The 12,833-nt window shown below is 73.1% G+C and carries 14 protein-coding genes; 10 read left to right on the forward strand and 4 right to left on the reverse strand.

The genetic code is table 11. From position 1 onward, the window contains the following. Nucleotides 1-98 precede the first annotated feature (98 nt). Together GQQ92_RS01575 and GQQ92_RS01580 are read left to right on the forward strand one after the other, a co-directional pair. Entirely contained in the window at nt 99-722 is a 624-nt protein-coding gene (locus GQQ92_RS01575) for an RNA polymerase sigma factor (protein WP_232057427.1), read from the forward strand. Nucleotides 723-823: 101 nt separating this feature from the next. Further along, nucleotides 824-2,230, forward strand: coding sequence for a hypothetical protein (locus GQQ92_RS01580; RefSeq protein ID WP_156997483.1), 1,407 nt, complete (start codon nt 824-826; stop codon nt 2,228-2,230). A gap of 40 nt (nt 2,231-2,270) precedes the next feature. Here the strand turns inward: GQQ92_RS01580 and GQQ92_RS01585 are convergent, their stop codons facing one another. After that, entirely contained in the window at nt 2,271-2,849 is a 579-nt protein-coding gene (locus tag GQQ92_RS01585) for a 1-acyl-sn-glycerol-3-phosphate acyltransferase (RefSeq protein WP_156997484.1), read from the reverse strand. Between the two features lie 131 nt (nt 2,850-2,980). Here GQQ92_RS01585 and GQQ92_RS01590 point away from each other — a divergent pair, with 131 nt between their 5' ends. The 6 genes from GQQ92_RS01590 to GQQ92_RS01615 all read left to right on the forward strand — a co-directional run bounded on the left by GQQ92_RS01590 (nt 2,981) and on the right by GQQ92_RS01615 (nt 7,895). After that, nucleotides 2,981-3,433, forward strand: coding sequence for a nitroreductase family deazaflavin-dependent oxidoreductase (locus GQQ92_RS01590; protein ID WP_156997485.1), 453 nt, complete (start codon nt 2,981-2,983; stop codon nt 3,431-3,433). A gap of 5 nt (nt 3,434-3,438) precedes the next feature. Then, nucleotides 3,439-3,744: an NIPSNAP family protein gene (locus GQQ92_RS01595; protein ID WP_156998116.1), complete on the forward strand. Its 306-nt coding sequence runs from the start codon at nt 3,439-3,441 to the stop codon at nt 3,742-3,744. Between the two features lie 22 nt (nt 3,745-3,766). Continuing rightward, nucleotides 3,767-4,558: a GNAT family N-acetyltransferase gene (locus tag GQQ92_RS01600; RefSeq protein WP_156998117.1), complete on the forward strand. Its 792-nt coding sequence runs from the start codon at nt 3,767-3,769 to the stop codon at nt 4,556-4,558. Nucleotides 4,559-4,611: 53 nt separating this feature from the next. Beyond that, entirely contained in the window at nt 4,612-6,303 is a 1,692-nt protein-coding gene (locus GQQ92_RS01605; protein WP_156997486.1) for an ABC-F family ATP-binding cassette domain-containing protein, read from the forward strand. Between the two features lie 85 nt (nt 6,304-6,388). After that, the gene (locus GQQ92_RS01610) at nt 6,389-6,934 is read left to right on the forward strand and encodes an RBBP9/YdeN family alpha/beta hydrolase (protein WP_156997487.1); all 546 of its coding nucleotides are present in this window, start codon (nt 6,389-6,391) and stop codon (nt 6,932-6,934) included. A 43-nt stretch (nt 6,935-6,977) separates the two neighbouring features. After that, on the forward strand, nt 6,978-7,895 hold the full coding sequence (locus GQQ92_RS01615) for a DNA-formamidopyrimidine glycosylase family protein (RefSeq protein ID WP_156997488.1): 918 nt from the start codon (nt 6,978-6,980) through the stop codon (nt 7,893-7,895). A 44-nt stretch (nt 7,896-7,939) separates the two neighbouring features. Here the strand turns inward: GQQ92_RS01615 and GQQ92_RS01620 are convergent, their stop codons facing one another. Together GQQ92_RS01620 and GQQ92_RS01625 are read right to left on the reverse strand one after the other, a co-directional pair. Further along, nucleotides 7,940-8,161 carry a hypothetical protein gene (locus tag GQQ92_RS01620; RefSeq protein ID WP_156997489.1) on the reverse strand — a complete coding sequence of 74 codons (222 nt, stop codon included), beginning with the start codon at nt 8,159-8,161 and terminating at the stop codon, nt 7,940-7,942. A gap of 102 nt (nt 8,162-8,263) precedes the next feature. Next, nucleotides 8,264-8,626 (reverse strand): DUF4180 domain-containing protein, encoded by a 363-nt coding sequence (locus GQQ92_RS01625; RefSeq protein WP_156997490.1) that lies wholly within the window; start codon nt 8,624-8,626, stop codon nt 8,264-8,266. 94 nt (nt 8,627-8,720) lie between these two features. Here GQQ92_RS01625 and GQQ92_RS01630 point away from each other — a divergent pair, with 94 nt between their 5' ends. Further along, complete coding sequence (locus tag GQQ92_RS01630) at nt 8,721-9,617, forward strand: Fpg/Nei family DNA glycosylase (protein WP_156997491.1); 897 nt, start codon at nt 8,721-8,723, stop codon at nt 9,615-9,617. Here GQQ92_RS01630 and GQQ92_RS01635 read toward each other — a convergent pair. Continuing rightward, nucleotides 9,610-11,553, reverse strand: coding sequence for an anthranilate synthase family protein (locus GQQ92_RS01635; protein WP_156997492.1), 1,944 nt, complete (start codon nt 11,551-11,553; stop codon nt 9,610-9,612). The two genes, GQQ92_RS01630 and GQQ92_RS01635, sit on opposite strands and share 8 nt — an antisense overlap. A gap of 212 nt (nt 11,554-11,765) precedes the next feature. On the opposite strand from GQQ92_RS01635, the gene GQQ92_RS01640 reads away from it, so the two are divergent. Further along, nucleotides 11,766-12,623, forward strand: coding sequence for a putative protein N(5)-glutamine methyltransferase (locus tag GQQ92_RS01640; protein WP_156997493.1), 858 nt, complete (start codon nt 11,766-11,768; stop codon nt 12,621-12,623). Nucleotides 12,624-12,833: the final 210 nt, after the last annotated feature.

Below are 12,833 nucleotides of genomic sequence, written 5' to 3' on the forward strand. Positions count from 1 at the left end.
GGCCGGGGCGTGCTGCCCCGACTCCTCCCAGACTATGCGGAACCGCGGCTCGTCGGCGCGCCGTGCAAGATCCGCGGCGCCCGCGACACAATCTGTTCGTGACGACCGCCAGCACCGATGCCGACGCAGCCGAGACGAGCCGGGAGGCCGCCATGCCCGATGACGCGCGGCCCGAGCCGTCGCCCCGGGCCGAGTCGTCGCCCCGGGCCGAGTCGTCGCCCCCGGCGGCGTCAGGCGACCTCGACTGGTTCACCCGCGTCGCCCGCGAGCACTCGACGGCGCTCGTGAAGTACTTCGCCCGTCGCGCCCCTCGACAGGACGCCGAGGACCTCGCCGCCGAGGTGTTCGCGACCGCGTGGCGACGTCGCGACGATGTTCCGCGGGAGGCCGTGCTGCCGTGGCTCTACCGCACTGCGGGGTTCACCCTCGCGAACCACCGGCGCAAGCACGTCGACCTGCCCGTCGACGAGTTGCCCGAGACCGGGTCGGTGCGCGTCGCCGACGACCCGGAGCTCAGCGTGCTCTTCGACGCCGAACTGCGCGGCGCGCTCGCGAGCGTCGGCGAGCGCGACCGGCGCATCCTGCTGCTGCACGCCTGGGAGGGACTCGACGGCGAGGAGCTCGCGTCCGTGCTCGGCATCTCGAGGTCGGGGGCGGATGCCGCGCTGTCACGGGCCCGCAAGCGCCTGCGCGACGCCTGGGGCGAGCGCCAGACCTTCTGAGTGCAAGGTTCCGGCGGAGTGCAAGGTTCCGGCCGGCTGCAAGGTTCCGGCCGCGACGGACATATGCCTGAGTGAACCGCGATCCGGCGAAGGGCGACCCCATGAACGACGAACACGAGTCCGATCCCCTCGAACGGCTGCGCGCCGCCGACCCGGCCGCGAGCGTCGAGCCTCGTGCGGGATTCGCCGAGGCCGTCGTGGCGCGGGCGACGGCGGAGGAGGGCATCGAGCTCGAGGCATCCGCCGCTTCCGAGGCATCCGCTCGCGTCGCGCCGACGGCCGATCTCGCCGCCGAACGTCGTCGTCGACGGCCGAAGTGGATCCCGGTCGCGGCGGTCGCGGCATCCCTCGCGATCTTCGGCGGCGCCGGGTATGCGCTCGGCGCCGCGAACGGCGGCTCGACGGGCCTCGCCGACGCGGCGGCGCCGCCCATCTCGTTGCCCGGCGTCGCCAGCGGAGCGACGCCGGAGATCGCGGCGGGCTCGGACGCGGTCGCCGGGGCGGCCGACAAGATGTCCGCCGACCTGAGCTACCCGTCGGGGTTCGGCCGCAACGAGTTCAGCGCGTCGGGCCTCTCGACGAGCGCCGGGTCCGCGGCAGGCTACGGCTACGACGCGGGCGCCGCGTCGAACGCCGAGAACGTCGCCGCGCTCGCCGCCGCCCTCGGCGTCGAGGGAACGCCCGAACTGCGCGACGGATCCTGGCTGGTCGGCCCGCAGGACGGCAGCGCGCCGAGCCTCACGGTCGGCCTCGACGGCACGTTGGGCTTCTCGTACTACGACCCGCGACTCGACCCGTGGGCGTGCCAGCCGACGGGCGACGGGGCCGAGAGCTCCGAATCGGCAGAGGCCGTCGATCCGACCATCGAGCCCGGCGTGATCGAGCCCGACGTCGTCGAGCCCTGCGAGCCGACCGGGACGTCGCCGAGCGAATCGACCGCGGTCGACGCGCTCCGTTCGGTCATCGGCGCGACCGGCCGCGACGCCGACGCGTTCGAGTACACCTCCGAGACGTGGGAGGGGTCGGTCACCCGCACCGCGCAGGCATGGCCGGTCATCGACGGCCAGCGACTCGACCAGCCGTGGAACGCGGAGGTCGCCGAGGGCGGGCTGTTGAGCGCATACGGCTCGCTCGCCGAGATCATCCCCCTCGGCGAGTACGCGATCGTCAGCGAGCAGGAGGCATTCGAGCGGCTCTCGGACCCGCGGTTCGGGGCGCAGATGACGGCCATGCCCTTCGCCGTCCGAACGGATGCCGCCCCCGATCAGGCGGCCGAGTGGGTGCCCCCGACCGCGCCGCCGCCGGCGCCGACATCCGGTGTCGCGATCTCCTGGCCCGTGAACCGGGTCGAGATCGTGAGCGCTCGCCTCGGGCTCGCGAGCCAGTGGCAGCCCGACGGCAGCGTGGTCGTCGTGCCCGCCTACGAGTTCACGGACGCCGGCGGAGGCACCTGGTCGGTCATCGCGGTCGCCGAGACGGAGCTCGACCTCGCGAGCCCCGCCGAGTGAGCGGCACCGGCGCGGAGGCGGAAGTCGGCGCCCGGTCGCGTCAGACGCCCGCCGCGGTCTCGTCGCGCAGTCGCGGCTCGGTGCGGCGTTCGGGGCGGAGTCCGGCCTTGTCGCGGTAGAAGGCCCGGATGACGTCCATGTCGGCGGCGACGTCGCCCGTGAGGTCGATCGTGGGGCCGAGGCCCGCCGTCATCGTCGTGCGGTCGACGTAACCGAGGGTGACGGGCATGCCGGTCTCGCGGGCGATGCGGTAGAACCCGGACTTCCAGTACGTGTTGTTGCCACGCGTGCCGTCGGGCGTCACGACGAGGCCGAAGACCTCGCCCCCGCGGATGCGATCCACGACCTCGCCGACGACGCGGCTCGGGTCGGCGCGGTCGACGGGGATGCCGCCCAGAGCCCGCATGATCGGTCCGCGCCATCCGCCGAACAGGCTCTTCTTGCCGAGCCAACGGAAGTCGATGCCGAGACGCCACGCGATGCCGAGCATCAGCACGAAATCCCAGTTCGAGGTGTGCGGTGCGCCGATGAGGACGGTCGGACGATCGGGCGCCGGCTCGCTGGAGAGACTCCATCTGCTGCAGGCCCAGTAGACGCGGGACAGCAGTCGTCGGAGCATCCGGCAACCCTATGCGAGCGCATATGTCCGGCGACGCATGTCCGGCGGCGCATGTCCGGCGGTCCATGTCCAGGCGTCGCGTCGCTGCAACCGCGTTTGTCTCGGCGCCGCGCTCGCGAGAGGGTGGATGCATGGACCTCGGAACGGCATTCCTCACGACGCGGTGGGCGGTCCGTGCCCCCATCCCGATCTTCCGGGCCGGCTTCGGATTCCTCTTCGCCGGGCGGATGCTGCTGCTCGAGCACCGCGGTCGCACGAGCGGTGAACGGCGATACGTGGTGCTCGAGGCCGTCGAACGCGAGGCGCCCGACCGGGTGGTGGTGGCCTCCGGGTTCGGACCGCACGCGCAGTGGTACCGCAACCTGCGCGCCGAACCGCGCTGCGGCGTCAGCGTCGGGGCCCGCACCCGGGTGCCCGCACGCGCCGAACTCCTCGACGACGAGGAGAGTGCGAGACTGCTCGAGGCGTACGCCGCGCGGCATCCGAAGGCCTTCGAGATGCTCGAGCGGTCGATCAGCCGGGCGACCGGCTCGGCGCACCCGCAGATCCCCATGGTGCGCCTGCACCTCGAACCCCGGAGATGAGCCGCATGATCACCGTGCACCTGCGTTACGAGATCGACGCCGACAAGATCGCGGAGTTCCGCGAGTACGGGCGACGGTGGATCCGGCTCGTCGACCGCCTCGGCGGCACGCACCACGGGTACTTCCTGCCGAGCGAGGGCGACAGCGACGAGGCCTTCGCGCTGTTCACCTTCCCGTCCCTCGCCGACTACGAGCGCTACCGCCTCGCCTCGACCGACGACCCCGAGTGCGTCGAGGCGTACCGCTACGCGGTCGAGACGAAGTGCATCCGACGCTACGAACGCCGGTTCCTCGCGCCCGTCTTCGAGTGAGGTCGTGGGTGACGTGAACGGCATGCGCGACCGGGCAGCCCTGCTGCGGGCGTACGACGAGCAACTGCGAACCGATGCCGAGACGCCGGGCGCGCTCGCGATCGAGCACCTCGGCCCCCTTCGGCTCGTCGACTACGGCGGCGGCCGCGGGTTCATCAGCTACCGCGACCTCGGCGGGGCGGATGCCGCGGGCGTCGCCGCACTCGTCGCCGATGCGGTCGCCCATTTCGAGCGGATGCCGCAGATCGTCCAGGTCGAGTGGAAGACCCGCTCTCACGACATCGCGCCGGGCCTGCACGAGGCGCTGCTCGCGCACGGGTTCGAACCCGAGGCGCCCGAGGCGATCATGATCGGCCCGGTGGCCGCGCTCGCCGTCGACGTCCGCGTGCCCGATGGCGTCTCGTTGCGCCGCGTTCGGGACGAACGTGACGTCCGCGCCATGAATCGCATGCAGAACGACGTGTTCGGCAGTCAGCCGTCAGAGGCGTTCATCGCGGCCGTCATGGGGCGGCTCGCGGCCGATGACGGCCTCGAGTTCTGGGTCGCCGAGACGGATACCGGCGACATCGTCGCCGCCGGCCGGCTCGACCCGGTCGCGAACAGCGACTTCGCCGGCATCTGGGGCGGCGCCACACGCGAGCAGTGGCGCGGTCGCGGTATCTACCGGGCACTCGTCGCGGTGCGCGCGCAGTCTGCTCTCGCCCTCGGCAAGACGCTGCTCCACAGCGACTCGACCGCGTACTCCCGCCCGATCCTCGAACGCGCCGGGCTCGTGCAGGTGTCGACGACGACGCCGTACCAGTGGCGGCGCTGAGGCTGGGCGGACGGCACGGCGACCGCACAGTCGTGCGTGGCTAGGGTTGACCGGTGACTGCAACCCTCGTGGCTCAGGGCCTCGCCGGCGGATACGCCCACCGCACGCTGTTCGAAGACCTCGACCTCACGGTCGCGCCGGGCGACGTCGTGGGCGTCGTCGGTGCGAACGGCGCGGGCAAGTCGACCCTGCTCGGCATCCTCGGCGGGGCGGTCCCCGCGCTCGCCGGCACCGTGTCGCTGGCCCCGAGCGACGCCTTCGTCGGCTGGCTGCCGCAGGAGCACGAACGCGTCGAGGGCGAGACCGTCGCGCAGTACGTGGCACGCCGCACCGGCTGCGCCGAGGCATCCGCTCGAATGGATGCCGCGGCCGAGCTGCTCGCGCTGCCCGAGCCGCCGCCCGGGGTCGACGCCGGCGAGGAGTACTCGGTCGCCCTCGAACGCTGGCTCGCCGCCGGCGCGGCCGATCTCGACGAGCGGCTGCCGGCCGTGCTCGCCGAGCTCGGCCTGACGGTCGGTGCCGGCGGCAGCGGGGGCTCCGCCGACGGTTCGACGATCACGGCGGACTCGCTCATGACGGGCCTCTCGGGCGGGCAGGCGGCCCGCGTCGGCCTTGCGGCGCTCATCTGCTCGCGATTCGACCTCGTGCTGCTCGACGAGCCCACGAACGACCTCGACCTCGACGGCCTCGCCCGGCTCGAGGCGTTCGTCGCGGGCCTGCGCGGGGGAGTGGTGCTCGTCAGCCACGACCGGGAGTTCCTCGCGCGCACCGTCACGAAGGTGCTCGAGCTCGACCTCGCGCAGCACGCGAACCGCGTCTACGGCGGCGGCTACGACGCCTACCTCGAGGAGCGGGAGACCGTGCGCCGGCACGCCCGCGAAGACTACGAGGAGTTCGCGTCGAAGAAGGCAGACCTCGTCGCGCGTGCCCGCGTGCAGCGCGAGTGGTCGAGCCAGGGCGTGCGCAATGCCATGAAGAAGTCGCCCGACAACGACAAGATCCGCCGCAAGGCCGCGAGCGAGTCGAGCGAGAAGCAGGCGCAAAAGGTGCGCCAGATGGAGAGTCGCATCGCCCGCCTCGACGAGGTCGAGGAGCCCCGCAAGGAGTGGAAGCTCGAGTTCACCATCGGCCAGGCGCCCCGGTCGTCGGCGGTGGTCGCGACGCTCGCCGCGGCATCCGTCACCCGCGGTGACTACACGCTCGGGCCGGTGTCGTTGCAGGTGTCGGGCGGCGATCGCATCGGCATCACCGGCCCGAACGGCGCCGGCAAGTCGACGCTGCTCGGGCTGCTGCTGGGGCGCATCGAGCCCGACGACGGGCGCGCGAGCCTCGGGTCGTCGGTCGCAATCGGCGAGATCGACCAGGCGCGCTCGCAACTGGCCGGGCGGATGCCGCTGGCCGACGCGTTCGAGGCCCTCGTGCCCGAGCTCGCCTCGGGCGAGGTGCGCACGCTGCTCGCGAAGTTCGGGCTCAAGGCCGACCATGTGCTGCGACCCGTCGACGACCTCTCGCCCGGGGAGCGCACGCGGGCCGGCATGGCGCTGCTGCAGGCGCGCGGGGTGAACGTGCTCGTGCTCGACGAGCCGACGAACCACCTCGACCTCGTCGCGATCGAGCAGCTCGAGCAGGCGCTCGAGGGCTACGACGGCACGCTGCTGCTCGTGACCCACGACCGCCGCATGCTCGAGCACGTGCGCCTCGATCGGCGTTGGCACGTCGAGGGCGGCCGCGTCGCCGAGGCGTGAGCCGCGCGCCGTCGCGTCGCGAGATGCGCGGTCATCGACGGTCACATGACGTGACGGGCGTCGCCCGCGTTGGCAGCATGGTGCCATGACCACCCACCTCATCGTCCCGGGCATCTACGATTCGGGCCCGCGTCACTGGCAGACGCACTGGGAGCGGCAGCTCGAGCGAGCCGTGCGCATCGCCCCGTCGTCGTGGGATGAGCCGCGCCTCGTCGACTGGATCGCCGCCATCGACCGGGCGAGCGCCGAGGCCGGCCCCGAGGCGGTCGTCGTCGCGCACAGCATGGGGTGCATCGCGTTCGCCGAGTGGCTGCTGCGCAATCCGGGTCGCGCGTCGGCGGTGCTGTTCGTGGCGCCCGCCGACCCCGAGGGCGACCGCTATCCCGAGGCGGCGCACGAGTTCGCGGGCATCGGGGCGGGGGAGCTCGGGGTTCCCGCGCTCGTGGTCGGCAGCGAGAACGACCCGTTCGGAACGCGCGAGTTCTCGGCTGCGCTCGCACGCACCTGGGGTGCCGCGTTCGTGTCGGCCGGGGCGCTCGGGCACATCAACGCCGACAGCGGGCTGGGCGCCTGGCCCGAGGGGCGCGACCTGCTCGACGGGCTCGTCGCCGGAGCGCGCGCCGCGGCCTGAGCCGGGCCTCGCGGGGCGTGCCGGTCTGTGCGAGGCTGGCGGCATGCCGGAGTCACCCGAAGTGCAGGCGCTCGTCGAGGAGCTCGACGCCCGTCTGACGGGCCGCGCCCTGAGCGAGGTCGACGTGATCGAGTTCCGCGTCGTGAAGACCCGCGCGCGGCCCCTCGAACGTCTCGTCGGCGAGCGGGTGACGGGCGTGAGCCGGCACGGCAAGCTCGTCGACCTCGGCTTCGGTCAGGCCGGGCACCTCGTCGTCTCGCTCGGTCGCCACGGCTGGGCACGGTGGGCGCAGGCGGATGCCTCGGGCGAACCGGGCGACCGTGCCGGTGCTGACTCCTCGACCGGCCCGGGTGCAGACGCCAGGCAGGAGGCCGCGGCATCCGTCGACCCGCCCGCGCCGACGCTCGCGACGCTCGTCTTCGACGACGGCGCCGCACTCGAGCTGACCGACGCGGGCCAGTGGGTCTCGCTCGGATGCTGGGTGGTCGACGACCCGGCCGAGGTGCCCGCCGTCGCGAAGCTCGGCGCCGACCCCGCCGGCGACGGCTTCGACCGCGCCGCGTTCGACGGCGCGCTCGCGGGCCGGCGCAAACAGGTGAAGGCCGTGCTGCAGGAGCAGGAGTCGTTCGCGGGCATCGGCAACGCGTACTCCGACGAGATCCTGCACACGGCGAGGGTGTCGCCGGTCGAGCACGCCTCGGCACTCGGCACCGACGCGCTCGATCGCCTGTTCGACGCGACGGTCGGCGTGATCGGCGGCGCGATCGCCGCTCGTCGGGGCGTGCCCATCGCCGACCTCAAGGCGACGAAGGTGGCCGCGATGCGCGCTCACGGTCGCGCCGGCGAACCCTGCCCGGTGTGCGGCGACGCCATCGCCGATTTCTCGTTCGCGAGCACGACCGCGCAGTACTGCCCGACATGCCAGACCTGTGGCGAGCGCCTGCCGCTGAAGGGCGAATGACCCGCCCGGCGTGAGAGCGGGCACGGTCTGACCGGTCGAGCGGATCACGCCGGGATGGGCGCCCGCCGGGAGGACGTGTAGACCCGGCTGAGCGACTCGGGCGCCGCGGTGAACCGACCCGCGTGCCCCTCGGACGTCAGGTACTGCACCCGGATGCCCCGGCCGACCCGGCTGACTCTCGTGACCTCGTAGACATGGCCGGCGACGTTCACGAGGGTGTCGCCCGCCTCGAGGTGGCGGGCCTGCCGCAGCTCGATCATCTTCATGATGAGAGCTTCTCAGCAACCACCGACACTCGAACATCTGTACGACTCGGGACGCCCGCGACGGCCGGCGCGGGCGCGGGCTCGTGCCGGCCTCGTTCTGCGCTACCGCCCGGCGAGCCGGCGTTCGAGCTCGGCCTCGTCGCGCACGAACCACACGTGGTCGCCGCGGTTCGACTCGCGCACGAAGTCGCGGAGTGCGCCGCTCGCCTCGGTGTGCTCGGTCAGGTCGCCCACCACCGCCAGACGGATGCGGTAGTTCACGAGCTTCTGGGTGAACTCGCCCGCGAGCCGCGTGCTGAGGTCGAAGAACGCGGGGTCGAAGCGTTCGACGGGCACGGCGGCCGTCTTCGCGCCGTGCGACCAGACGCTGCCGATCAGGTCGATCGCGTCGTCTTCGGTCGAGATCGGGTCGCCGTCGACCGCGAGCCGGTGGACGCCGTCGATCTGCTGCTCCTCGTTCGCCATGGTCCGACCCTAGTGCGAGGCGGCGCGGGGCGGCGAGCGGATGCCGGGTCGGCCGGCTCTGGCCGACGTCGGCGGTCGGTGGCAGCATGGGCTCGTGCCCGAACTGCCGGAGGTCGATGCGCTCGCCGCGTTCCTGCGCGAGCGCGCCGTGGGGCGCACGGTCGCCTCGGCCGTCGTGACGGCGATCTCGGCGCTCAAGACGTTCGATCCTCCGCTCGACGCGCTGACCTCGGGCACGATCACCGAGGTCGCCCGGCACGGCAAGTTCCTCGACCTGACCACCGCCCGTGGGGGCGAGTCGCCGGCAGGCGGTGCCGATGCGCCGGTGCACCTCGTGTTCCACCTCGCGCGCGCAGGGTGGCTCCGCTGGTACGACGAGGTGCCGAAGACCCTGCTGAAGCCCGGCAAGGGCCCGATCGCGCTGCGCGTTCGTCTCGACGACGGCTCGGGGTTCGACCTCACCGAGGCGGGCACCAAGAAGTCGCTCGCCGTGTACGTCGTGCGCGATCCGAGCGAGGTGCCGGGCATCGCCCGCCTCGGGCCCGACCCGTCGGCGCCAGACTTCACGCTCGACGACTTCCGAGCGGTGCTCGACGGGCGGCGCACGCAGATCAAGGGCGTGCTGCGCGACCAGTCCGTGTTCGCGGGCATCGGCAACGCCTACTCCGACGAGATCCTGCACGCCGCGCGCATGTCTCCGTACGCGCTCGCCGCGAAGCTCACGCCCGAGCAGGTCGAGACCCTCTTCGCCGCACTGCGCGACACCCTGGCCGAGGCGGTGGTCGCGGCATCCGGTCGCCCGCCCGCCGACCTGAAGGACGCGAAACGGCGCGGCATGCAGGTGCACGGCCGAACGGGCGAGGCCTGCCCGGTGTGCGGCGACACCGTGCGCGAGGTGCGGTTCGCGGACTCGACGTTCCAGTACTGCCCGACATGTCAGACGGGCGGCAAGCCGCTCGCCGATCGCGTGCTCTCGCGCCTGCTCAAGTAGCCTGCAGCACGACCGGCGCGAGCACCCCGTCGACGAGGCGCTCGAGCAGCGCGAGCCCGTCGGGTGAGGTGACCGACTCCAGATGTCCCTGCACCGACGCGATGCCGGGGCCGCGCAGCGCATGCACGACGCCCGTCGCGGCATCCGATGCGACCTCGAGGTCGAAGCGGGGCGTGGTCGATCCGTCGGGCGCGAGCGCCGAGAACGTGTTGTAGAACCCGATCGCCGCGGTCTCGCCGAACACGTCGACGGGCAGCTGCACGCCCTGGCGCGGCGTCGGCAGCGGGGCGAGCGGCAACCCGGCGAGGTCGGCGAGCACCTGATGGCTGAGGCAGACCGCCAGCAGCGGGCGGCCCTCGTCGAGCCGCGCGGCGATGAGCTCGCGCAGGCGGGCGATGCGCGGGTCGCCCGCCTCGCGCGGGTCGCCGGGGCCGGGGCCGAACACGACGAGATCTTCGGATGCCGCGTCGGGCGCCTCATGCCACGCCACGAGACGCACCTCGAGGCCCAGATGGCGCAGCTGGTGCGCGAGCATCGTCGTGAAGTCGTCGTTCGCGTCGATGACGAGTGCGGTGAGGCCGCGCGGCTCGTGCGCGTGCTGCGGGGCGCGCCAGAATGCCGCCAGGTGCTCGTTGCGGGCGGCGAGCACGTCGGCGTGCGCGTCGTGGGCGGCGCCGACGTCGGCCCCCGCCCGATCGGCACCGGCGGCCGCGGGGACGGCCGGCCCGATCGCGGCCGGACGTGCCGCGGCATCCGTTCGGGGCAGCGCGCCCAGCGCCGTGAGCATGCCCGCCGCCTTCGCCCGCGTCTCGGCGACCTCGCCCACCGGGTCGGAGTGGCGCACGAGCGTCGCGCCCACGGGCACCCGCACCCGGCCGTCGCGCAGGTACGCGGTGCGGATCAGGATCGGCGCGTCGACGTCGTACCCCGACGCCGTGGGCGTGAACCGGGCGAACACGCCCGCGTAGTAGCCGCGGCCCGTCGGCTCGTGCCGGGCGATGACGCTGCACGCGTTGCCCATCGGCGACCCCGTCACGGTCGGCGCGAACATCGTACGGCGCAGCACCTCGCGGGGGTCGAGGTCGGAACGCCCCTCGAGCAGGTACTCGGTGTGGGTGAGCCGCGACATCCGCTTCAGGAACGGACCGCGGATGCGTCCGCCGTCGGGGCAGACCGCGCTCATCATCTTCAGCTCCTCGTCGACGACCATGACGAGCTCCTCGCGCTCCTTCACGTCGTGCAGGAACGCGTTCAGCCGCTCGTCGAGGGAGCCGGCCGAGGCATCCGCCTCGGTCAGCACGTCGTGGCGGAACGTGCCGCTGATCGGGTTCATCGATACGAGCCCGCCGATCGACGACACATGCCGTTCGGGCGTCGCGCCGACCGCCGAGAGCCCGGGCGTGTGCACCGCGAACGTCCAGAACGCGCCCCGCTCGTGCTCGAGCAGCGCGCGCAACCAGCCCAGCACCGCCACCGCGGGCACCTCGTCGGTCGAGCCGACGAACTCGCGCCGGATCACGAAGTTCGCCCCTTCGCCGCGGCCGATCTCCTCGTCGATGACGCGCCGCACGATCTCCGCGTACGCCTCGTCGGCCACGTCGACGTCGAGGTCTGCGACGACCACCGGATGCCGCGGCAGCACCTCGAGCGCCGCGTCGACGCCCATCGACTCGCGCTCGCGCACGACCAGGCAGCGGATCGGCTCGCCGTCGTCGTGCGCCGCGAACCCGCGCTCGCGCACCTGGCGGAACGGCACGAGCGCGAGCACCTCGTCGCCGTCGAGCGGGATCTCGGCGAGCAGGTCGACGTCGACCACCTCGCCGACGAGCACGTCGAGCACCGCCTCGTGCTCGCGGCGGATCACGGCGAAGGGCGGCGCGTCGACGCCCGCGGCGACGAGCGAGCCGAGCAGCGGGGGAGTGTGCGGTGCGGTCATGGGATCTCCGGTGGTCTGGGCCCGTGGCCGCAACCTTCCGCAGATGCGAAACGACCGCCCTCGGGCGGTCGTCGTACGTCGAAACGAGTGATCCGCCTAGGAGGCGGGCCACCAGCTGCAGGTCGACGCGGTCATGACGACGATCGTAGGGCATGCGCGGGCGCGGCGCATCCTGCGTTCGGCACCGCGCATCGCCGCATAGCATTCGGGTCATGGACGAGACTGCGCCGCACGCGGCCCCCGACGCCGCGCTCGTCGCACGCCTGCGTGCGGCGGGATGCGTCTTCGCCGAGGAGGAGGCCGCCCTGCTCGAAGCGGCCGTGGCCGAGGGCGGGGGCGGCACCGACCCCCCGGGGGGCGCCGGCGCCGAGCTCGAACGGCTCGCCGCGCGGCGCGTGGCGGGGGAGCCGCTCGAGCAGATCCTCGGTTGGGCGGGGTTCGGCGGGCACCGCATCCTCATCGAGCCGGGCGTGTTCGTGCCGCGCCGTCGCACGGAGCTGCTCGCGGAGGCGGCGACGCGGTTCGCACGAGCGGTCGCGGCCGACGGTCGCACGCCCGTCGTCGTGGATCTCTGCTGCGGCGCCGGCGCCGTCGGCGTCGTCATCGCGGATGCCGCGGGGCCGGTCGACCTCGTCGCGGCCGACCTCGACCCCGCCGCGGTGCGCGCCGCCCGGCGCAACCTCGAGCCGCTCGGCGGCCGGGTGTTCGAGGGCGACCTCTTCGAGGCGCTCCCCGCCGACCTGCGGGGCCGAGTCGACGTGCTCGCCGCGAACGCGCCGTACGTGCCGACCGGCGAGATCCCCATGATGCCGCCAGAGGCCCGCGACCACGAGGCGCTGCTCGCCCTCGACGGCGGCGGCGACGGCCTCGACCTGCACCGCCGGATCGCGGCATCCGCGGCGGAGTGGCTCGCGCCGGGCGGCCGGCTGCTCATCGAGACCGGCCGGCGTCAGGCGCCCATCACCCGCGCCCTCGTCGAGGCCGGCGGGATGGCGGCCTCCATCGCTTCCGATCTCGAACGCGGCGGCACGATCGTCGTCGGAACCGCCCCGGGTGCGCTAGATTCGTAAAGACTCTTTCCCATGAACCCCGCGCGGCCCGTCACGCCCCGCATCGACGAGGAGAACCGCACCGCGACAGGCCGTGGACGATGTGGCATCCGAATGTCGCTTCCGCACAAGCTGAAGCGATCGTTTTCGCTGCCCGCCGTGGGTAACCTACACTGATCGAATCCTTCCCCCGTACCCGGTGGGAACCCGAACTGAAGGATTCGACGGTGC

The organism is Agromyces terreus, from assembly GCF_009749465.1.
In the GTDB taxonomy this organism is placed as follows: domain Bacteria; phylum Actinomycetota; class Actinomycetes; order Actinomycetales; family Microbacteriaceae; genus Agromyces; species Agromyces terreus.

Coding starts and splice junctions, on each gene's coding strand:
- GQQ92_RS01580 (WP_156997483.1), top strand. CDS start 824: ATGAACGACGAACACGAGTCCGATCCCCTCGAACGGCTGCGCGCCGCC.
- GQQ92_RS01585 (WP_156997484.1), bottom strand. CDS start 2,849: ATGCTCCGACGACTGCTGTCCCGCGTCTACTGGGCCTGCAGCAGATGG.
- GQQ92_RS01590 (WP_156997485.1), top strand. CDS start 2,981: ATGGACCTCGGAACGGCATTCCTCACGACGCGGTGGGCGGTCCGTGCC.
- GQQ92_RS01595 (WP_156998116.1), top strand. CDS start 3,439: ATGATCACCGTGCACCTGCGTTACGAGATCGACGCCGACAAGATCGCG.
- GQQ92_RS01600 (WP_156998117.1), top strand. CDS start 3,767: ATGCGCGACCGGGCAGCCCTGCTGCGGGCGTACGACGAGCAACTGCGA.
- GQQ92_RS01610 (WP_156997487.1), top strand. CDS start 6,389: ATGACCACCCACCTCATCGTCCCGGGCATCTACGATTCGGGCCCGCGT.
- GQQ92_RS01615 (WP_156997488.1), top strand. CDS start 6,978: ATGCCGGAGTCACCCGAAGTGCAGGCGCTCGTCGAGGAGCTCGACGCC.
- GQQ92_RS01620 (WP_156997489.1), bottom strand. CDS start 8,161: ATGAAGATGATCGAGCTGCGGCAGGCCCGCCACCTCGAGGCGGGCGAC.
- GQQ92_RS01625 (WP_156997490.1), bottom strand. CDS start 8,626: ATGGCGAACGAGGAGCAGCAGATCGACGGCGTCCACCGGCTCGCGGTC.
- GQQ92_RS01635 (WP_156997492.1), bottom strand. CDS start 11,553: ATGACCGCACCGCACACTCCCCCGCTGCTCGGCTCGCTCGTCGCCGCG.
- GQQ92_RS01640 (WP_156997493.1), top strand. CDS start 11,766: ATGGACGAGACTGCGCCGCACGCGGCCCCCGACGCCGCGCTCGTCGCA.